The 20,252-nt window shown below is 69.9% G+C and carries 18 protein-coding genes and 1 riboswitch; of the genes, 15 read left to right on the plus strand and 3 right to left on the minus strand.

Going from position 1 to position 20,252, the window contains the following annotated elements; translation table 11 throughout:
• Positions 1–237: 237 nt before the first annotated feature.
• The 4 genes from ctaC (at position 238) to NP777_RS11045 (ending at position 4,769) form a co-directional block, all read left to right on the plus strand.
• Complete coding sequence (gene ctaC / locus NP777_RS11030; RefSeq protein ID WP_037949142.1) at positions 238–1,200, plus strand: aa3-type cytochrome oxidase subunit II; 963 nt, start codon at positions 238–240, stop codon at positions 1,198–1,200.
• A complete protein-coding gene (gene ctaD, locus NP777_RS11035; protein ID WP_256649943.1) occupies positions 1,197–2,936 on the plus strand; it encodes an aa3-type cytochrome oxidase subunit I in 1,740 nt (579 codons plus the stop codon). Before ctaC ends, ctaD begins: the two co-directional genes overlap by 4 nt.
• Complete coding sequence (locus NP777_RS11040; RefSeq protein ID WP_256649944.1) at positions 2,933–3,331, plus strand: cytochrome c oxidase subunit 4; 399 nt, start codon at positions 2,933–2,935, stop codon at positions 3,329–3,331. The genes ctaD and NP777_RS11040 overlap by 4 nt, the downstream gene beginning before the upstream one ends.
• A gap of 190 nt (positions 3,332–3,521) precedes the next feature.
• Entirely contained in the window at positions 3,522–4,769 is a 1,248-nt protein-coding gene (locus NP777_RS11045; protein ID WP_256649945.1) for a L,D-transpeptidase, read from the plus strand.
• A 22-nt stretch (positions 4,770–4,791) separates the two neighbouring features.
• Here the strand turns inward: NP777_RS11045 and NP777_RS11050 are convergent, their stop codons facing one another.
• Entirely contained in the window at positions 4,792–5,193 is a 402-nt protein-coding gene (locus NP777_RS11050; RefSeq protein WP_037949235.1) for a hypothetical protein, read from the minus strand.
• A gap of 211 nt (positions 5,194–5,404) precedes the next feature.
• Here NP777_RS11050 and ctaE point away from each other — a divergent pair, with 211 nt between their 5' ends.
• From ctaE to NP777_RS11080, 6 genes are all read left to right on the plus strand, one after another.
• Complete coding sequence (gene ctaE, locus NP777_RS11055; protein WP_256649946.1) at positions 5,405–6,025, plus strand: aa3-type cytochrome oxidase subunit III; 621 nt, start codon at positions 5,405–5,407, stop codon at positions 6,023–6,025.
• A 69-nt stretch (positions 6,026–6,094) separates the two neighbouring features.
• Positions 6,095–6,904, plus strand: a complete 810-nt coding sequence (gene qcrC / locus NP777_RS11060; RefSeq protein ID WP_191067294.1) for a cytochrome bc1 complex diheme cytochrome c subunit — start codon at positions 6,095–6,097, stop codon at positions 6,902–6,904.
• The gene (gene qcrA, locus NP777_RS11065) at positions 6,901–7,956 is read left to right on the plus strand and encodes a cytochrome bc1 complex Rieske iron-sulfur subunit (protein ID WP_256649947.1); all 1,056 of its coding nucleotides are present in this window, start codon (positions 6,901–6,903) and stop codon (positions 7,954–7,956) included. Before qcrC ends, qcrA begins: the two co-directional genes overlap by 4 nt.
• Positions 7,953–9,590, plus strand: a complete 1,638-nt coding sequence (gene qcrB / locus NP777_RS11070; RefSeq protein WP_256649948.1) for a cytochrome bc1 complex cytochrome b subunit — start codon at positions 7,953–7,955, stop codon at positions 9,588–9,590. Before qcrA ends, qcrB begins: the two co-directional genes overlap by 4 nt.
• A 187-nt stretch (positions 9,591–9,777) precedes the next feature.
• Positions 9,778–10,851, plus strand: a complete 1,074-nt coding sequence (gene trpD, locus NP777_RS11075; RefSeq protein ID WP_256649949.1) for an anthranilate phosphoribosyltransferase — start codon at positions 9,778–9,780, stop codon at positions 10,849–10,851.
• A gap of 104 nt (positions 10,852–10,955) precedes the next feature.
• Positions 10,956–11,074: riboswitch (SAM riboswitch) on the plus strand.
• A 393-nt stretch (positions 11,075–11,467) separates the two neighbouring features.
• Positions 11,468–12,865, plus strand: coding sequence for an aminotransferase class V-fold PLP-dependent enzyme (locus tag NP777_RS11080; RefSeq protein WP_256649950.1), 1,398 nt, complete (start codon positions 11,468–11,470; stop codon positions 12,863–12,865).
• Between the two features lie 300 nt (positions 12,866–13,165).
• On the opposite strand, the gene NP777_RS11085 is transcribed toward NP777_RS11080, so the two are convergent.
• Both NP777_RS11085 and NP777_RS11090 read right to left on the minus strand, forming a co-directional pair.
• Entirely contained in the window at positions 13,166–13,447 is a 282-nt protein-coding gene (locus NP777_RS11085) for an Lrp/AsnC ligand binding domain-containing protein (protein WP_020872014.1), read from the minus strand.
• Positions 13,448–13,684: 237 nt separating this feature from the next.
• Positions 13,685–14,401: a rhomboid family intramembrane serine protease gene (locus NP777_RS11090; RefSeq protein ID WP_256649951.1), complete on the minus strand. Its 717-nt coding sequence runs from the start codon at positions 14,399–14,401 to the stop codon at positions 13,685–13,687.
• Positions 14,402–14,554: 153 nt separating this feature from the next.
• Here NP777_RS11090 and NP777_RS11095 point away from each other — a divergent pair, with 153 nt between their 5' ends.
• The 5 genes from NP777_RS11095 (at position 14,555) to NP777_RS11115 (ending at position 20,250) form a co-directional block, all read left to right on the plus strand.
• Positions 14,555–14,800 (plus strand): hypothetical protein, encoded by a 246-nt coding sequence (locus NP777_RS11095; protein WP_137977599.1) that lies wholly within the window; start codon positions 14,555–14,557, stop codon positions 14,798–14,800.
• A 17-nt stretch (positions 14,801–14,817) separates the two neighbouring features.
• Positions 14,818–16,179 carry an NYN domain-containing protein gene (locus tag NP777_RS11100; protein WP_256649952.1) on the plus strand — a complete coding sequence of 454 codons (1,362 nt, stop codon included), beginning with the start codon at positions 14,818–14,820 and terminating at the stop codon, positions 16,177–16,179.
• A 373-nt stretch (positions 16,180–16,552) separates the two neighbouring features.
• Entirely contained in the window at positions 16,553–17,578 is a 1,026-nt protein-coding gene (locus NP777_RS11105; protein ID WP_256649953.1) for a C40 family peptidase, read from the plus strand.
• Positions 17,579–17,798: 220 nt separating this feature from the next.
• A complete protein-coding gene (locus NP777_RS11110; protein WP_256649954.1) occupies positions 17,799–18,944 on the plus strand; it encodes a C40 family peptidase in 1,146 nt (381 codons plus the stop codon).
• A gap of 70 nt (positions 18,945–19,014) precedes the next feature.
• On the plus strand, positions 19,015–20,250 hold the full coding sequence (locus tag NP777_RS11115) for a hypothetical protein (RefSeq protein ID WP_256650194.1): 1,236 nt from the start codon (positions 19,015–19,017) through the stop codon (positions 20,248–20,250).
• Positions 20,251–20,252: the final 2 nt, after the last annotated feature.

Consider the following 20,252-nt stretch of genomic DNA (forward strand, 5'->3'; position numbering starts at 1 on the left):
TCGGACCGGGGCCGGAACCCGGGCCGCGCCCGGCCGGAAAAGGCCGCCGGAGCCCGGGATTCCATCCCTTCGTGGAGCGCCCCGGCGCGTTGGGCACCCTCCCCGCGCGACCCCAAATGGCGTCCAGTAGGGTTTGGTCCGCATAAACATCCAAACCCCTGCCCGCACCGGGCCGGCGACCGACCAGACAGACGGCCGCGGCTGACCGCGCGGGCGAGACTCTCGGGAAGGCGCTACGTGAGTCCCAACGGCTCCGACCGCTCGTCGCGGCGCCCGGTGCGGCGGAAGCTGCTGCAGGCGCTGGCCGCGGGCTTGGTCCTGGCGACCGCCACCGGTTGCACATCCAAGGACTTCCCCCGCCTCGGAATGCCTACCCCCGTCACGGAGGAGGCGCCGCGGATCCTCTCCCTGTGGCAGGGCTCGTGGGCGGCGGCGCTCGCCACGGGCGTCCTGGTCTGGGGCCTGATCATCTGGGCGGTCATCTTTCACCGTCGCAGCAGGACCAAGATCGAGGTTCCCGCGCAGACCCGGTACAACATGCCCATCGAGGCGCTGTACACCGTGGTCCCGATCATCATCGTCTCGGTGTTGTTCTACTTCACCGCACGCGATGAGAACGCGCTCCTCAAGACCTCCAAGAAGCCCGACCACGTGGTCAACGTGGTGGGCTACCAGTGGAGCTGGGGCTTCAACTACATGGAGAACGTGGACGGTTCCACCGCCACGCCCAAGCAGGAAGCCAAGGAGATCTCCGCGATCCCCAAGCGCATGCTGAACGCGGTCCCCAAGGGCGCCGAGGGCGTCTACGAGGCGGGTACCCCCGGTGAGCGGAACCCGCAGACCGGCAACCCGGGCCCGACCCTGTGGCTGCCGAAGGGCGAGTCGGTCCAGTTCATCCTGACGTCCCGCGATGTCATCCACTCGTTCTGGGTGGTCCCCTTCCTGATGAAGATGGACGTCATCCCGGGTCACACCAACCGCTTCGAGGTCACTCCGAACCGCGAGGGCACCTTCAAGGGCAAGTGCGCCGAGCTGTGCGGCGTCGACCACTCCCGGATGCTCTTCAACGTCAAGGTCGTGTCGCCGGAGCGTTACCAGCAGCACCTCAAGGAGCTGGCGAAGAAGGGCCAGACCGGCTACATCCCGGCGGGCATTGAGCAGACGGACGCCGCCAAGAACGCGGAGACCAGGACATCGTGAGCATCCTCAACGAACCCCAGGGTGCCGGCACCACCGCCTCGCAAGAGCGGCAAACGCCGGTACGTCGGAAGCAGCCGGGCAATGTCGTCGTCAAGTGGCTGACCACCACGGACCACAAGACGATCGGCACGCTCTACCTCGTCACGTCGTTCGCGTTCTTCTGCATCGGCGGCCTGATGGCGCTCTTCATGCGCGCCGAACTGGCCCGCCCGGGTACGCAGATCATGTCGAACGAGCAGTTCAACCAGGCGTTCACCATGCATGGCACGATCATGCTGCTGATGTTCGCCACCCCGCTGTTCGCGGGCTTCACGAACTGGATCATGCCGCTGCAGATCGGCGCGCCCGATGTGGCGTTCCCGCGGCTGAACATGTTCGCGTACTGGCTGTATCTCTTCGGCTCGCTGATCGCGGTGGGCGGGTTCCTGACCCCGCAGGGCGCGGCCGACTTCGGCTGGTTCGCCTACTCCCCGCTGTCGGACGCGGTCCGGTCGCCGGGTATCGGCGCGGACATGTGGATCATGGGTCTGGCCCTCTCCGGCTTCGGCACGATCCTCGGTGCGGTCAACTTCATCACCACGATCATCTGCATGCGCGCTCCGGGCATGACGATGTTCCGCATGCCGATCTTCACCTGGAACGTGCTGCTGACCGCGGTGCTGGTCCTGCTCGCCTTCCCGGTGCTGGCCGCCGCGCTGTTCGCCCTGGAGGCGGACCGTAAATTCGGGGCGCATGTCTTCGACGCGGCCAATGGCGGAGCGTTGCTCTGGCAACACCTCTTCTGGTTCTTCGGCCATCCAGAGGTGTACATCATCGCGCTGCCGTTCTTCGGCATCATTTCCGAGGTCATTCCGGTCTTCTCCCGGAAGCCGATGTTCGGTTACATCTCCCTGATCGCCGCGACCATTTCGATCGCCGGTCTCTCGGTGACGGTGTGGGCCCACCACATGTATGTCACCGGCGGAGTGCTACTGCCGTTCTTCTCGTTCATGACGTTCCTCATCGCGGTGCCGACCGGTATCAAGTTCTTCAACTGGATCGGCACGATGTGGAAGGGGTCGCTGAGCTTCGAGACCCCGATGCTCTGGGCGGTCGGCTTCCTGATCACCTTCACCTTCGGTGGTCTGACCGGTGTCATCCTGGCGTCGCCGCCGATGGACTTCCACGTCTCCGACTCGTACTTCGTGGTGGCCCACTTCCACTACGTGGTCTTCGGCACCGTGGTCTTCGCGATGTTCGCCGGATTCCACTTCTGGTGGCCGAAGATGACCGGCAAGATGCTGGACGAGCGGCTGGGAAAGATCACCTTCTGGACGCTGTTCGTGGGCTTCCACGGCACGTTCCTGGTGCAGCACTGGCTGGGCGCCGAGGGCATGCCCCGCCGGTACGCCGACTACCTGGCGGCCGACGGCATCACCACGCTGAACACCATCTCGACCATCAGCTCCTTCCTGCTGGGCCTGTCGATCCTGCCGTTCCTCTACAACGTCTGGAAGACCGCCAAGTACGGCAAGAAGGTCGAGGTCGACGACCCCTGGGGCTACGGCCGTTCGCTGGAGTGGGCGACCTCCTGCCCGCCCCCGCGGCACAACTTCCTCACCCTGCCGCGGATCCGCTCCGAATCCCCGGCGTTCGACCTGCACCACCCGGAGATCGCGGCGCTCGACCAGCTCGAGAACCACGGTGCGCCTGACGATGACAAGGCCCTCGCGGGTGGTAAGGAGGCCGGCAAGTGAAGGTCCAAGGCCGGATGTTCATCTGGCTGGCCGTCTTCATCCTCGTCATGGCGATCGTCTATGGCGTGTGGTCGAAGGAGCCGGCCGGCACCACGGCGCTCTTCCTGGCCTTCGGGCTGAGCATCATGATCGGCTACTACCTGGCCTTCACGGCCCGCCGGGTGGATGTCGGTGCGCAGGACAACAAGGACGCGGATGTCGCGGACGACGCCGGCGAGCTGGGATTCTTCTCCCCGCACAGCTGGCAGCCGCTCTCCCTCGGCCTCGGTGGCGCCATGGCCTTCCTGGGCGTGATCTTCGGCTGGTGGCTGCTCTTCTTCTCGGCCCCGGTCATCATGATCGGCCTCTTCGGCTGGGTCTTCGAGTACTACCGCGGCGAGAACGCCAACCAGTAGTCCTGACCGGCTGATACGAGCGGGGTCCGGACACCTCCCCAGGTGTCCGGGCCCCGCTCGGCGTTGGGGTCCCTCTGACGGATCTCCGCCAGCAGGACCCCAGGGCCCGGACGGCCCCGCCGGGGCCGCCGGTTCACTCCGGTGCCCCACTCCGCGCGCCGTTCCCGGACACCGTTCTTACGTTGGCTCCATGAGCCACACACCTCGATCACTCAGAAGCCGGGCGGTGCTGACCTGCGCCCTGCTGGTGGCGCCGCTGATAGCGGGTCTGAGCGGATGCGGGGGATCCCCCGACCCCCTGTCCGCCAAGCCGTACGACGCCGCCGATCAGATCTCGTTCAGCGGTGACGGCGACGGCCGTAAGGCCAATCCGGACAAGCCGCTCGAAGTGACGGCCAAGGACGACGACAGCCGGATCACGGATGTCACGGCCACCGACGCCGCGGGCCGCTACGTCCGGGGTGAGCTGACCGACGACGGCAGGCACTGGCGCAGCACGGTGCCGCTGGCGGCGGGCGCCCACTACACGCTGAAGGTGTCCACAGAGGACTCCAACGGCGCTCCGGGCCGCCGTACGGTCGCCTTCACCACCAGCTCCGCCCACCGGCTGCTGAAGGTCACCTTCGGCCCCAAGGCGGGGGAGTACGGGGTGGGGCAGCCCATCACGGCCAAGCTGAGCCGGCCCGTCAAGGACCCCTCGGCCCGCGCCGTGATCGAGCGCGCCCTGAAGGTGGACTCACGGCCCGCCGTGGAGGGCGTCTGGCACTGGGTGGACAGCCGGAACCTGCACTACCGCCCGCAGGAGTACTGGCCCGCCCACGCCACCATCTCGGTGCATTCCAACCTCAAGGGCATCCGGATCGGCGGCGGGCTCTACGGCGGCGAGGCCAAGTCGCTGCGGCTGACCACCGGCGACCGCCTCGAGGCCCTCACCGACTCCGGCACCCACCAGATGACGGTGAAGCGCAACGGAGTGCCGATCCGGACCATCCCGATCACCACCGGTATGCCCGGATTCGACACCCGGAACGGCATCAAGGTCGTCCTGGCCAAGGAATCCGCCGTACGGATGACGGGCGCCAGCATCGGGCTCGGCGCGGGCTCCTACGACCTGATGGTCTACTGGGCCGCCCGGGTCACCAAGAGCGGTGAATATGTCCATGCCGCGCCCTGGTCCACCGGTTCGCAGGGCTACGCCAACGTCAGCCACGGCTGCACGGGCATGAGCACGGCGAACGCCCAGTGGTTCTTCAACACCGTACGCCTGGGGGACATCGTCCAGGTCGTGCACAGCAATGGAGAGGACATGGCGACGTTCGACAACGGCTACGGCGACTGGAACATGGCGTGGGCGGACTGGCGCAAGGGCAGCGCCGTCGCCTCCGGCCAGTCCGACGCCACCCCCGCCGACTCCGCCCGGCTCCGGCCCCAGGTCTGAGCGGACGGTGCGGACGGTGCGGTCAGGCGCCCACGGCGAGCCGCTTGCGGAGCAGCCCGGCCAGCGCGTCCGCCAGGGCCACCGGGTCCACCGGATGCGTGACCGCGGCCTCCGCACGGCTCCAGGTGGCCAGCCAGGCGTCCTGCGGGCGGCCGATGAGCAGCAGTACCGGCGGGCACTGGAAGATCTCGTCCTTGATCTGCCGGCAGACGCCCATCCCGCCCGCGGGCGCCGACTCGCCGTCCAGCACACAGGCGTCGATGCCGCCCTCCTCCAGCGCCGAGAGAACGGCCGGGAGGGTCGCGCACTCCAGGAACTCCACCGGGGGCACATCTGCGGCGGGCCGGCGCCCGGCCGCCAGGCGCACCTGCTCGCGGGTGCTCACGTCATCGCTGTAGACCAGCACCGTTGCGGTGGGCCGCATCCTGACCTCCGGACGAAGTAAGTGATCTGCCGGGCTCCTGTGGCGGATGCTACTCCCGTACAGCCGTCCGGAGGAGGGGGCGTACGGATCTCTCCCTCCTTCGAGGGACTGTCCGGCGCAGCCCCGACGAGCAGGGTCGATGTCCTTGACGCGGCCCTTGACACTCCGAACGGGACCCCCGGGAGTGAGCGCTGGATAAGCGACCGACATAATGTCGGTCGTGGCGACAGCAACAGCAGTAGATACCGGGCACGCGCACCCGTCGGTCAACCGGCCGAACCTCACCAGCGTCGGAACCATCATCTGGCTGAGTTCCGAGCTGATGTTCTTCGCGGCCCTCTTCGCGATGTACTTCACCCTGCGATCGGTGACCGGAGCCGAGCACTGGAAGGAAATGGCGTCCTCGCTGAACTTCCCGTTCTCGGCGACGAACACCACGATCCTGGTGCTCTCCTCCCTCACCTGCCAGCTCGGCGTCTTCGCCGCCGAGCGCGGCGACGTGAAGAAGCTGCGCTCCTGGTTCGTGATCACCTTCATCATGGGCGCGATCTTCATCGGCGGTCAGATCTTCGAATACACCGAGCTGGTCAAGAAGGACGGGCTTTCGCTCTCCTCCGACCCCTACGGCTCGGTGTTCTACCTGACCACCGGCTTCCACGGCATGCATGTGACGGGCGGTCTGATCGCCTTCCTGCTTGTCCTGGGCAGGACGTACGCGGCCAAGAGGTTCACCCACCAGCAGGCGACGGCGGCCATCGTCGTGTCCTATTACTGGCACTTCGTCGATGTCGTCTGGATCGGCCTCTTCGCCACGATCTACATGATCAAGTAAGCCGGTCACCACACCGGAATCACGTCCTTAACAGCATCGACGCAGAAGATCCTGACACCGGGGTAATCCGTGAAAAAGCTCTCCGCACGACGGCGCCATCCGCTGGCTGCGCTCGTCGTCCTACTCTTCGCGCTGGCGGTCACTGGGGGGCTGTACGCCGCGTTTTCGCCGAGCGAGGCGAAGGCCGACGACAGCTCCGCCCAGTCCCTCGCCATCGAGGAGGGCAAGAAGCTCTATGCCGTCGGCTGCGCCAGCTGCCATGGCACGGGCGGTCAGGGGACCTCTGACGGCCCGAGCCTGGTCGGCGTCGGCTCCGCCGCCGTGGACTTCCAGGTCGGCACCGGCCGCATGCCCGCCCAGCAGCCGGGCGCCCAGGTGCCGAAGAAGAAGAAGATCTACTCGGACGCCGAAATCGAGCAGCTCGCGGCCTACATCGCGTCGCTCGGTGCGGGTCCGGTGACGCCCACCAAGAGCCAGTACAGCCCGGACGGCGCGGACGTCGCGAAGGGCGGGGAGCTCTTCCGTACGAACTGCGCGCAGTGCCACAACTTCGCCGGTAAGGGTGGTGCCCTCACCAACGGCAAGTTCGCGCCGGCTCTCGACGGGGTCAGCCCCAAGCATCTCTACGAGGCCATGCAGACCGGCCCGCAGAACATGCCCTCCTTCCCCGACACCGTGATGCCGGAGAAGAACAAGCAGGACATCATCGCCTACCTCGACACGGTCAACAGCGACAAGAGCAAGACCCCGGGTGGTCTTGAGCTCGGTGGGCTCGGCCCGGTGAGCGAGGGTCTGTTCGGCTGGGTCTTCGGCATGGGCGCGATGATCGTCCTCACCATCTGGGTCGCCGCCCGGACCGCAAAGGCCAAGAAGTCATGAGTAGCCACGAGATTTCAGAAGCAGAAGACAAGCTGCCGGAAGGGCGGGGGGCCGAGAGCGCCGTAAGGCCGACCGGGGACCCGTTCGCCGACCCGGGGCTGCCCCCGCACGAGCACCGTAAGCAGGACATCGACGAGCGGGCCGCGAAGCGCTCCGAGCGCACCGTCGCCCTGCTCTTCACGGTCTCGATGCTGGCCACGATCGCCTTCATCGCCGCGTATGCGGCGCTCCCGGTCGACAAGTACATCTACGTCTTCCCGATCGGGCACATCAGCGCGCTGAACTTCGCGCTGGGGCTGACGCTCGGCATCGCGTTGTTCACCATCGGCGCGGGCGCGGTCCACTGGGCCCGCACCCTGATGTCCGATGTGGAGATCGCCGACGAGCGCCACCCCATCGAGGCCGGCCCCGAGGTCAAGTCGAAGGTCCTCGAGGACTTCGCCGCCGGCGCCAAGGAGTCCGGCTTCGGCCGGCGCAAGCTGGCCCGCAACACCCTCTTCGGCGCGCTCGCGCTGGTGCCGCTCTCCGGCGTCGTGCTGCTGCGGGACCTCGGTCCGATGCCCGGCACCAAGCTCCGGCACACCAAGTGGGCCAAGGGCAAGCGGCTGATGAACTACAACACCATGCAGCCGCTGCGCCCCGAGGACATCGCCGTCGGTTCGCTCACCTTCGCCATGCCCGAGGGCATGAGCGAGGAGCAGCACGACTTCCAGACGGAGATCGCCAAGGCCGCCTTGATGCTGGTCCGGCTGCAGCCGGAGAACATCAAGGACAAGCGCGAACTGGACTGGTCGCACGAGGGCATCGTCGCGTTCTCCAAGATCTGCACCCACGTCGGCTGCCCGATCAACCTCTATGAGCAGCAGACCCACCACGTCCTGTGCCCCTGCCACCAGTCGACCTTCGACCTCTCCGACGGTGGCCGAGTGATCTTCGGTCCGGCCGGTCACGCGCTGCCGCAGCTGCGGATCAGGGCCAACGACCAGGGGTACCTCGAAGCCATGGGCGACTTCTCGGAGCCCGTCGGTCCTGCTTACTGGGAGCGCGGATGAGTACTACAAGCGACAGCGCCGCGCAGCGCCGGGGCAAAGCGCCCGCGGGTGAGCGCGTCGCCGACTGGGCCGATGGCCGGCTGGGGATCTACAGCCTGGCCAAGTCCAATATGCGCAAGATCTTCCCGGACCACTGGTCCTTCATGCTGGGCGAGGTCTGCCTCTACAGCTTCATCATCATCATCCTCACGGGTGTGTATCTGACGCTGTTCTTCCACCCCAGCATGTCGGAGGTCGTCTACGAGGGCCCGTACGTCCCCATGCAGGGCGTGCGGATGTCCGACGCGTTCAAGTCGACCCTCGACATCAGCTTCGAGGTGCGCGGCGGTCTGCTGATCCGGCAGATCCACCACTGGGCCGCGCTGGTCTTCCTCGCCGGCATGTTCACGCACATGATGCGCGTGTTCTTCACCGGTGCGTTCCGCAAGCCGCGTGAGATCAACTGGCTGTTCGGCTTCCTGCTGTTCTTCCTCGGCATGCTGACCGGCTTCACCGGCTACTCGCTCCCCGACGACCTGCTCTCCGGCACCGGTCTGCGGTTCATCGAGGGTGTGTTCCTGTCGATCCCGGTGGTCGGCACCTACATCTCGATGTTCGTCTTCGGCGGCGAGTTCCCCGGTACGGACCTCATCGCGAGGCTCTACCCGGTCCACGTCCTGCTGCTGCCGGGCATCATGCTCGGCCTGCTGGTGGCGCACCTGATCCTGGTCTTCTACCACAAGCACACGCAGTACCCCGGGGCCGGAAAGACCGAGAAGAACGTCGTCGGCATGCCTCTGCTGCCGGTCTACATGGCCAAGGCGGGCGGCTTCTTCTTCCTGGTCTTCGGTGTGATCGCGGTCCTCTCCGCGATCGCGACCATCAACCCGATCTGGACCATCGGCCCCTACCGGCCCGACCAGGTGTCCACCGGCGCCCAGCCCGACTGGTACATGGGCTTCGCCGAGGGTCTGGTCCGTGTGATGCCCGGCTGGGAGATCACCGCCTGGGGCCACACGCTCGTCCTGGGCGTGTTCATCCCGATCGTGCTCTTCCCGCTGGTCCTGTTCGCGATCGGGCTCTACCCGTTCATCGAGTCCTGGATCACCGGCGACAAGCGTGAGCACCACATCCTGGACCGCCCGCGCAACGCCCCGACCCGTACGGCCTTCGGTGTCGCCTGGCTGACCGCGTACTTCGTGATGCTGGTCGGTGGCGGTAACGACCTGTGGGCCACCCACTTCCACCTGTCGATCAACTCGATCACGTGGTTCGTGCGGATCGGCTTCTTCGTCGGCCCGGTCCTGGCGTTCATCGCCACCAAGCGGATCTGCCTCGGCCTCCAGCGGCGGGACAAGGACAAGGTGCTGCACGGCCGGGAGACCGGCATCATCAAGCGGCTGCCGCACGGTGAGTTCATCGAGGTCCACGAGCCGCTCTCGCAGGAGCAGCTGCACACGCTCACCCAGCACGACCAGCCCGAGCCCTACGAGATCGGCCCGGAGGTCGACGAGAACGGGGTCAAGCGGAAGATAAAGCCTTCGCAGAGGCTCCGTTCGAAGCTCTCCAAGGGCTACTACGGCGGGGACAACGTCATTCCGAAGCCGACCCGGGAGGAGCACCACGAGATCACCAGTGGCCACGGCCACCACTGATCTCCCGGTACCCCTTCAGCGACCGGTTTCCGCATAAAGCGACATACAGCGACGCCACAGACCAGGGCCCCGGCCCGGACCACACGGTCCGGCCGGGGCCCCGGCCGTGTGCCCGATAGGCTTGCGACGGGCCGCTGAAGTGCGCGGACCCCTTCCCTGTCCACCCCCACGGATCCAGGAGCGGACCATGGACGTTGTGACCCCCACCGGAGGCGACAGCACCGCGACGGCCCGCACCTGGCCGGACGTACTGAGCTCGCTGATCGCCGGCCGGGACCTCGATGCCGACGACACCGCCTGGGCCATGGACCGGATCATGCGGGGCGAGGCCACCGACGCCCAGATCGCCGGTTTCGCGATCGCGCTGCGCGCCAAGGGCGAGACGGTCTCCGAGGTGGCCGGTCTGGTGCGGGCCATGTACGAGCACGCCCGGGTGATCGAGGTGCCCGGGGCGACCGTGGACATCGTGGGCACCGGCGGCGACCGCGCCAGGACGGTGAACATCTCCACCATGTCGGCGCTGGTCGTCGCCGGTACCGGCGCACGGGTGGTCAAGCACGGCAACCGCGCCGCGTCCTCCGCCAGCGGCGCATCCGACGTGCTGGAGAAGCTCGGCGTCAATCTGGACATCACCCCCGAGCGGGTGGTCGAGGTCGCCGAGGAGGCGGGGATCACCTTCTGTTTCGCGGTGAAGTTCCACCCGTCGCTGCGGCATGTCGCCTCGGCCCGCCGCGAGCTGGGCGTCGCCACCCCGTTCAACCTGCTCGGCCCGCTGACCAACCCGGCGAAGGTCACCTGCCAGGCGACCGGGGTGGCCGACGCCCGTATGGCGCCCATCATCGCCGGGGTACTGGCCGAGCGTGGCTCCTCCGCGCTGGTCGTCCGGGGCGACGACGGGCTGGACGAGCTCACCGTGACCACGACCTCCCAGGTGTGGGAGGTCCGGGACGGCGCCGTGCGCCAGGAGACCTTCGACCCCCGGGACGTGGGCGTCGAGCGGGCCCCTGTGGAGGCCCTGCGGGGCGCGGATGCCTCGTACAACGCGGATGTGGCCCGCCGGCTGCTGGCGGGCGAGCGGGGCCCGGTCCGGGACGCGGTGCTGCTGAACTCGGCGGCGGCGCTGGTGGCGCTCGAGCGGGAGCCGGGGGACAAGCCCCTGACGGACCGGATCGGGGCGGGTGTGGCGCGGGCCGCCGAGTCGATCGACTCGGGCGCGGCGCGGGACGTCCTGGAGCGGTGGGTGCGGGCCACTCACGCCTGAGCGCTCCGCCGGAAGTGCCGGCGAACTCCTTATGGCGCCCATGGTCTGTCCGGGATGCGGACAGGGTATGGGCGCCGACGCCTGACATGGCATACTCCTGGCCAGGTCACGAGCGACAGCGACTACGGCCCCGGCCCGCTGTCCGGCAACCCTCCGTCCGTGGCGGGGTGCCCCGGGTGATGACCAGGCCGCCAGGCAGCGAGGCCGGCGGCAAGCGCGGACCCCTCGCACTAGGGGTCCTGGTGGTCGAGGGAGTTCTTCCGTGATGCAGCGAATGCGCTAGGGCCTGTCTGGGGTTGTGATCTGGGCTCGCGGGGCGTGGCACGCTCCCCCAGCTACCGCTGGGAGGTGCCCCCTCTCGCGGCGTTGCCGAAACGCCCTGGTAGCTCCGCTACGAGGGCCTTCCGGCGCCTTGCGATCGCACGCACCACGCCCCGCTCCCTGATCCAGATCACAACCCCAGACAGGCCCTGGGCCGAGCGGCCCCGTCTCTCCTCAATGTGCTCCGCGCGGTGTGGCCGTGCGTCGAGCGACTTTCCGCGCCCTTACGGCCGGCTCGGCGCCGCCGTCTCCGTGCGCGGCACGCATTCCTCCGACCCTTACGGGAGACTTCGCCATGTCCGTGCGCCCTTCTGCCCTCGCCACCGCTTCCGCCTCCGCCGATTCCTCCGTCGCCGCCTGTGAGCCGCTGCCCGTGCTGGGCGGCGATGTCCTGGTCCCCCTGGTCACCGGCGGAGAGGTGACCTACGCGGCGCTCGACTACGCCGCCAGCGCCCCCGCGCTGCGGCGGGTCTGGGACGACATCGCCGCGTACGCGCCCTACTACGGCAGCGTGCACCGCGGGGCGGGCTACCTCTCGCAGCTGTCCACCGACCTCTTCGAGAACAGCCGTAAGGACGTCGCGGCCTTCCTGGGCTGCCGCGAGGACGACCAGGTGGTCTTCACCCGCTCCACCACCGATTCGCTCAACCTCCTGGCCGCCGTGGCGCCCCTGGGCACCGAGGTCTTCGTCTTCGAGACCGAGCACCACGCCTCGCTGCTGCCGTGGGAGCAGCGGGAGGACGTCACCGTCCGCTACCTCAGCGCCCCGCGCTCCCCGAGGCAGGCGGTGGAGACGCTGGAGAAGGCGCTCGCGGGGCGCGCCGAGGGCCCGGCGCTGGTGTGCGTGACCGGCGCGTCCAACGTGACCGGCGAGCTGTGGCCGGTGCGGGAACTGGCCGCGGCCGCGCACGCCCACGGCGCCCGTATCGTCCTGGACGCCGCACAGCTGGCCCCGCATCACCCCGTGGACATCGCGGCGGCGGACGTCGACTGGGTGGCCTTCTCCGGGCACAAGCTGTACGCGCCCTTCGGGGCCGGGGTGCTGGCCGGGCGGGCGGACTGGCTGCGGGAGGCCCGGCCGTATCTGGCGGGCGGCGGCGCCAGCCGTAAGGTGACACGCAGGGAGGACGGCGGCGTCGACGTCGAGTGGCACACCACCGCCGCCCGGCACGAGGCGGGTTCGCCGAACGTCATCGGCGTCTACGCGATCGCGTCGGCCTGCAAGGCGCTGACCGAGGCCGGTTTCGAGGGCCTGGTCGCCCGTGAGCGGCAGCTGATCGAGAAGGTGCGGGCCGGGCTGGCCGAGGTGCCCGAGGTGCGGGTGCTCTCGCTGTTCGGCGACGACGCGCCCCGGGTCGGGGTGCTGTCGTTCGTGGTGGAGGGCTGGAACAGCTCCCACTTCGCGGCGGCGCTCTCCGCGGAGTACGGCATCGGCGTACGCGACGGGCTGTTCTGCGCCCACCCGCTGGTCCGCACCCTGCTGGACAGCGAGCCCGACGAGCCGGGCGAGTGCGGCGCGCCCGAGGCCGCGCCGGGGGAGCGGTCGCTGAACGCGATCCGGGTCAGCTTCGGGGCGGGCACCCCGGATGAGCATGTGGAGCGATTCGTGGGCGCCGTGAAGGAGCTGGTCCGCGACGGCGCCCGGTGGACCTACCGCACCGAGGACGGCCGCTGCGTTCCGGCCCGCGACTGAGGCCGTCGGCCCAGGAGTTCGGGGGCGCCGGGGCCTGTGGGGGGTCTTTCCCCTCCCCGCCCCTTCCCACAACCAGCCCCCTGGACCCCGGGAGCGGCGGGCCGACGATCGCTCCAGCGAACCCCTGCACCGGTCGGCATGCTGGTGGGCGGGTGGCCGGGCGGGTGGCCGGGCGGGTGGCCGGGTGGTCGCCCGCGTGCGTCCGGGGCGTCCGGTCGGGGTCTGGGGCGGAGCCCCAGTTGTGGCAAGGGGAGCAGCCCGCCGCGGGCGTCACGAGCCGCCGGACACCCCCGGCCGTCCCTAGCCGTCCAGCCCGATCGCGAACGCCGCCTCCAGGTCGTGCTGCGAGTACGTCCGGAAGGCGATGTGGGTCTCGGTCGAGGCCACCCCGGGCAGCTTGCTGATCTGGCCCGTGATGATGTCCGCGAGGTCGTCGTGCCGGGCCACCCGCACCATCGCGATCAGATCGTGCGCGCCGGTGACCGAGTAGACCTCGCTCACACCCTCCAGCGCGGCGATCTTCTCGGCGGTCTCCGGGATCTGGTCCACGTTGGTCTTGATGAGCACGATCGAAGTGATCACGGCTGGCTTTCTCCCTCACTGGGCCTGGCTGCGCCGCCCACTCTAAGCGGTCTTGGGCAAGTCCGGGCGGCGTCGCGGGGCGATGGGCGGCGCCTGGCCGCACCCCGCTCGTCGCGCGCAGCACCTCCCCCAGCTATCGCTGGGCGGTGCCCCCCGCGCTCTCCTCACGGGGCACGCCCATGCTTGCCCCTCACCCCTCCCCCTCGGCCCTGGCGGGCCTGGGCGGTACCCGCTCCTTCATCCACCCGGACTTGCCCAAGACCGCTTAGCCGTCCGCCCGAACCGGGCCCACGCGTAGAGAAAGCCGAGCGTGAAGCCCACGAGATGGGCGAGATAGGCGACTCCGGGGCGGTCGTCGGCCTGCCGGGCGGCCAGCCACTGGAGGGCCACCCAGAAGATCAGCACCGCCCAGGCCGGAAACCGCAGCGGGAGGAAGAGCAGGAACGGGAAGAGGCTGGTCACCCGGGCCCGGGGAAACAGCCACAGAAAGGCGCCGAGCACCCCGGAGATGGCCCCGGAGGCGCCCACCAGGGACTGGGCCGAGTCGGCGTGCGCGGCGGCGTAGCCGAGCAGCGCCAGATAGCCGGTAGCGAGGTAGAAGACGGCGAACTGGAAACGGCCCATCCGCTCCTCGGTCATCGCCCCGAAGACATAGAGGAACAGCATGTTGCCGAGCAGATGCAGCCAGTTGCCGTGCACGAAGAGCGCGGTCAGCGGGGCGAGCGGCTGATCGGGGTCGCCGCTCCACAGGGCGCTGGGCACCACCCCCCAGCGCTCGAAGTACGTGGACTGGGCCTCCACCAGCCGCCCGCCCGAACCATAGCCGGGGTTGAGCCCCGAGGCCGGTCCGAGGACGAAGATCAGGCAGCAGCTGACGATCAGGCCGTACGTCATCCAGGGGCGGCCGGGCCCCGCCATCCAGGGGCGGTGGCGCCCCGACGACGTCTCGATCATGGGCAGATCATTCCGTACCGGGCACAACCTCCACAGAGTGCCTCGCCGCGTTCCGCCGGGTGGTGGGGGCGGATGGGGCCCGGCACGGGCCAGGGCTCAGGCCGTAGGGTTACAGGACGCCGCCGACGAGCCGAGAAGCGAGGACCCGCAACCATGGCCGTGCCCCTGCCGACCGCCCAGACCCGCTGGCGTTGCACACTGTGCGGCAATCTCACCCGGTTCGATGTGACCCGCTCGACCAGAGCCGTGGAATATGTGCATCTCGACTTGGCGGGGGAACCCAGAGTCGAGGAACGCGAGGTGCTCAGTGAGACCATTGAGTCAGTGCGTTGTCGCTGGTGCAACGCGGTCGACCAGGTCGAACTCGTGGATCGTCCGAGCACCGGCCAGAGCGCCTGAGAACGGAGCGGTGACAGGTGGTGGAGCGGACCGGTGACCCCGGGGCGGCCGGTGACGCCGAGGGCGTCCCCGAGGCGCTGGACCGCCCCCTGCCGGAAGGGGTGCGACGGCGCGTGGTGGCGCTGGTCGCGGATGCCTTCGGCGGTCTGACGGTCACCGAGCTGCCCGCCCAGCTGCGGCAGTACGCCCGTTTCACCCCGACCCGCCGCGCCAAGTTCGCGGGCAACGCGATGGCCGCCGCGGTGGAGAGCGATCCCGTCTTCCGGCAGCGGATCGCGGGACGGCTGCGGGAGACCCAGCGGGACCTGGCCGAGGCGATCGAGGGCGGTTCGCCGCCCGCGGCGGCCGATCCGGTGGATGTCGCGGCGGTGGCGTACGTGCTGCGCCCGGTGGGCTGGGTCAAGCTGGTCGAGGCGGCCGGTGAGGAGGCCCAGCGGGCCTCGGCCGAGCGGGCCGGTGAGGAGGCGGCGCGGGAGCTCCAGCGGCTGCGCGACGAGCTCGCCGAGGCCAAGGCGGCCACCCGGCACGAGACGGAACGGACGCGCACCGAGCTGGAGTCGGCCCGTAAGGACAACGACGTGCTCCAGCGCAAGCTGCGCAGCGCGCAGAGCGATGTGAAGCGGGGCGCGGCCGCGCTGCGCAAGATTGAGGCGGAGCTGGAGTCCGTACGGTCGGAGGCGGTGGCCCGTCAGGCCACCGCGGACAGCGAGGCACGGCGGCTGCGGGCCCGGCTCGCGGAGGCGGAGTCGGCGCTGGAGGCCAGCCGGCGGGCGGTGCGCGAGGGTCGCAGCGTGGAGGACATGCGGCTGCGGCTGCTGCTGGACACGGTGCTGGACGCGGCCCAGGGGCTGCGGCGCGAACTGGCCCTGCCGCCCGCGTCGATGCGCCCGGCGGACACGGTGGACGCCGTGGAGCCGGGGAAGATGACGCCGAAGGACATAGCGACCAGGGCGCTTTCGGAGATGGACCCGGCGCTGCTCGACCAGCTGCTCGCGCTGCCGCAGGCGCATCTGGTGGTGGACGGCTACAACGTCACCAAGACCGGCTATCCCACGATGCCGTTGGACAAGCAGCGGCTGCGGCTGCTGGGCGGTCTCGCGGTGCTCGCGGCCCAGACGGGCGCGGAGATGACCTGTGTCTTCGACGGGGCGGAGCTGGCCGCCCCGGTGCTGCTCGCGCCGCCGCGCGGGGTGCGGGTGCTGTTCAGCAAGCCGGGTGTGACGGCCGACGAGTTGATCCGGCAGCTGGTGCGGGCCGAGCCGCCGGGCCGTCCGGTGGTGGTGGTCTCCACCGACCGCGAGGTGGCCGACGGGGTGGCATGCGCCGGAGCGCGCCCCGTGGCATCGGCGCTGCTGCTGAAGCGACTTGCCCGCACCTGAGCCGTCGTAGCGCGCATCTCCCATCCCGGTGCCCCGGTTGCCCCGTTTCTCCGTTCCACGGCCGAAGTGCCCCAATCACTTCGAATGGCTTCACAAGTCTGACCCGGGGCACTTGTGATGTCAGCGGAGTGTCATCGACCATCACTGCCCGTGCGATATTTGTAAAATATGCCCTCGCGGATCGACTTTTTTGCCGTCGGGATTTGAACGGATCACGGCGGGGTCACTATGGTCAGCTCGAACCTTCGCGCGGTTGATCACCCATCCGGGGTGACAGCGGAGGTACCGCCGAGTCCGCGCCCTGTCGCGGAGCCGGGGCTTCACAACCCCCCAACTCCCGGTAGGCGGCTGGAGGAAGAAGGAGCTCGCCTTCGTGGCGTCCCACCGTCGACCCAAGCAGCCGAGCCGCACTCGGGTAACCGTCCTCACCGCGACCGCGGCCGCCGCCGTCGCTCTCACTTCCCAGGCCGCCCAGGCCGCTCCGAAGCAGGACAAGAAGGACGTCAAGGAGCAGGTCGACAAGCTCTACGAAGAGGCGGAGCAGGCGACCGAGAAGTACAACGGCGCCAAGGAGAAGCAGCAGAAGCTGGAGAAGCAGGTCGGTGATCTCCAGGACAAGGTGGCGCGCGGCCAGGAGGACCTGAACAAGCTCCGCGACGGCCTGGGTTCGATGGCCACCGCCCAGTACCGCTCCGGTGGGATCGACCCCTCCGTGCAGCTGCTCCTCTCCTCGGACCCGGACACCTACCTCGAGAAGGCGTCCACCCTCAACCAGCTGAGCGGCAAGCAGGCCGAGTCCCTGCGGAAGATCGCCGACAAGCAGCGCACCCTCAAGCAGCAGCGCGAGGAGGCGTCCACCAAGCTCCAGGACCTTGCCGACACCCGTAAGGCGCTCGGCAAGAAGAAGGACGAGATCCAGGGCAAGCTGTCCAAGGCCCGGAACCTCCTCAACACCCTGACGGCCAAGGAGCGCGCCAAGCTGGCGGCCCAGGACGCCGAGCGCGCCAACCGCTCCAGCGAGCGCGTCGACCTCGGCAACGAGGTGCCCGAGTCGGGGCGTGCCGCCGCCGCGCTCGCCGCCGCCAAGACGAAGATCGGCCTCCCGTACGTGTGGGGCGCGACCGGTCCGTCCTCCTTCGACTGCTCCGGACTCACCGGCTGGGCCTACCAGCAGGCCGGGGTGCAGCTGCCGCGCATCTCCCAGGACCAGGCGAACGCCGGCACCCGCATCAGCCGTGGTGAGCTCAAGCCGGGCGACCTGGTGCTCTTCTACGGCGACCTGCACCACATAGGTCTCTACGCGGGCGGCGGCCAGGTGCTGCACGCGCCGAAGCCCGGTGCCGGTGTGCGCTACGAGTCGATGGACAACATGCCGTTCCAGTTCGGCGTCCGGGTCTGATCCGGAAGTCCTGCGAACCAGGTTTCAAACCGTCTCAACTGCCATCCTTTCGGGCGAATCTCCAGCGCCCTCGCTGATCCTCCGCCCCGCCGGTGACCTGCGTCAGTCGGCGGGGCGTCAGTGTGTCCGCACCTCCCGGCCGTTGGAACGTGGCCGGCGCCGCGGCTACTGTCTGCCCGCAGTTCTCAGCCCGACACTGCGGAAGGGAGTGCGGCTTCCCATGGCGTCCTGTCGCCGCGTCGCGAAACCCCGGTCCGGCCGGGCCGCCGTCTGGACCGCCGCCTCGGCGGCCGCGGTGGCCTCCGCCGCCGCGCTGTCAGCCGTGCCGGCCGGTGCCGAGCCGCACGACCCGGCGGGCCGTCCGTCCGCCCGGTCCGCCGGCGACCGGGTCGCCACGCTCTACGCCCAGGCCGAGCGGGCCACCGAGCGCTACAACGCGGCCGAGACGCGCGCCCGGGCCCTGCGCCGTGAGGTCGGCCGGATCCAGGACCGGGTCGCCCGCGGCCAGGGGCGGGTCAACCGGATGCGGACCGCGCTCGGCGCCCTCGCGGGCGGGCAGTACCGCACCGGCGGGATCGACCCGGGCATCGCCCTGCTGCTGTCCGGGGACCCGGCCCAGTACCTCGACCGGGCCGCCACCCTGGAGCGGATCACCAGCCGTCAGGCCGCCCAGCTGCGGGTGCTCCAGAGCGCCCAGCGGACGCTGCGGCAGGAGCGCGCGGAGGCCGCGGCCAAGCTGGTGAAGCTGGAGCACAGCCGTAAGGAGGTCGCCCGCCACAAGCGGGCGGTCCAGCGCCGGCTGGCCACGGCCCGGCGGCTGGTGAACGCGCTGCCGCCGGGGGAGTGGGAGAGCTACGCGCGCCGCGCCTCGCGGACGGGCGGACGGGAGCCAGGCGCCCTCACCGGGCCGGTGCCGGGCGCACTGCCCGGCGACCGCTCCCCTTCCGGTTCCGGTTCCGGTTCTGATTCCGGTTACGGCTACGAGGAGCTTCCTGGCGGCGTTACGGGCGTACCGTCCTCGGGCCGGGCCGCCACCGCGTTCGGCGCGGCACGGGCGGCCCTGGGGCTGCCGTACGCGTGGGGCCAGGCCGGTCCCGCCGCCTTCGACTGCTCCGGGCTGATGCAATGGGCCTACGCCCACGCCGGGGTGGCCATTCCGCGCACCTCCCAGGCCCAGGCGCACGCCGGGCAGCCGGTGCCGCTGTCCCAGGCCCGCCCCGGCGATCTGGTGGTCTACCGCTCCGATGCCAGCCATGTGGCCATGTACGCGGGCAACGGACAGGTGATCCACGCCCCTTACCCCGGGGCGCGGGTCCGCTACGACCCCGTGGGCATGTTGCCGATCTCTTCCATCACACGCGTCTGAAGCCGGCGCGCGGGCTCGTACGATCTAAGACGTGGTGGGTCGGTGGAGATCGGGCGGATGGCGGGCGCTGCTGTGCCTGCCCCTGGTGGGCGCGTTCTCCCTGTCCGCGCTGAGCGGCTGCGGACCCGTCCCCGCGCCCGACGACCCCGAGGGGCGCGACGGCCGGGCCGTGCAGCGCATGCTGGACCAGCGGGCGGCGGCGGTCCGGGAGCGGGACGCGGACGCCTTCCTCGCCACCGTCGACCGCGGCTCGGTCGGCTACCTGAGCGAGCAGCGGCGGGTGTTCCGGCAGATGTCCGCCGTACCGCTGCGCTCCTGGACCTACCGCCTGGTGCGCACCGGCGGCTTCCAGCCCGCGCGGGTCGGCGGCCGCAGCCTCGCCGCACAGGTCGAACTCCGGTACCGGCTGAAGGGCTACGACACCGCGCCGGTCGTCTCCGCCCAGTACCTCACCCTCGCCCGGCGCGGCGGGCAGTGGTACGTGGCCTCCGACGACGGTGAGGTGGACGGCAAGCGCGGTATGGAGCAGCTGTGGGACCAGGGCACGGTCGACGTCGTGCGCGGCGCCCACAGCCTCGTCCTCGGCGTCGGCCAGGACCGGCGGGTGCTGCGCGCGGTCGCCGACACCGCGGACCGGGCGGTGCCCCTCCTGGGCAAGGTCTGGCCCCAACAGTGGGCCGGGCGCGTCGTGGTCGAGGTCCCCGCCTCCCTGGGCCGGATGGCCGCCCTGCTCGGCGCCTCGGCGGACGGCTACCGGGGGATCGCCGCCGTCACCACGGGCGAGGTCGGCGGGGCCGGTGACGAGACGCCCGCCGACCGCGTGATCGTCAACCCCGAGGCGTACCAGGTCCTCGGCGACTTCGGCCGGCGCGTCGTGATCACCCATGAGACGGCGCATGTGGCCACCCGCACCGCCACCAGCGCCGCCACCCCGCTCTGGCTCTCCGAGGGCTTCGCCGACTGGGTGGGCTACCGCACCCCCGGCCGCACCCCCCGCCAGATCGCCCCCGAGCTCACCGACGCCGTCACCGCGGGGCACCTGCCCACCGCGCTCCCGCGCGACGACGACTTCCGCTTCGGCAGCGACCCCGACCGCCTCTCCCGCGCCTATGAACAGGGCTGGCTCGCCTGCCGCCTGATCGCCGACGGGTGGGGCGAGAGGAAGCTGGTCGAGTTCTACGGCGCGGTGGGCCGGGCGCACGAGCGCGACGGCGCGGTGGAGTCGGCGCTGCGGAAGGTGCTCGGGGTGAGCCTGCGGGAGTTCACGGCGCGGTGGCGGAAGTACGTGGCGGACGAACTGGGCTGAGT

Source organism: Streptomyces rugosispiralis, from assembly GCF_024505145.1.
Taxonomy (GTDB): Bacteria; Actinomycetota; Actinomycetes; order Streptomycetales; family Streptomycetaceae; genus Streptomyces; species Streptomyces rugosispiralis.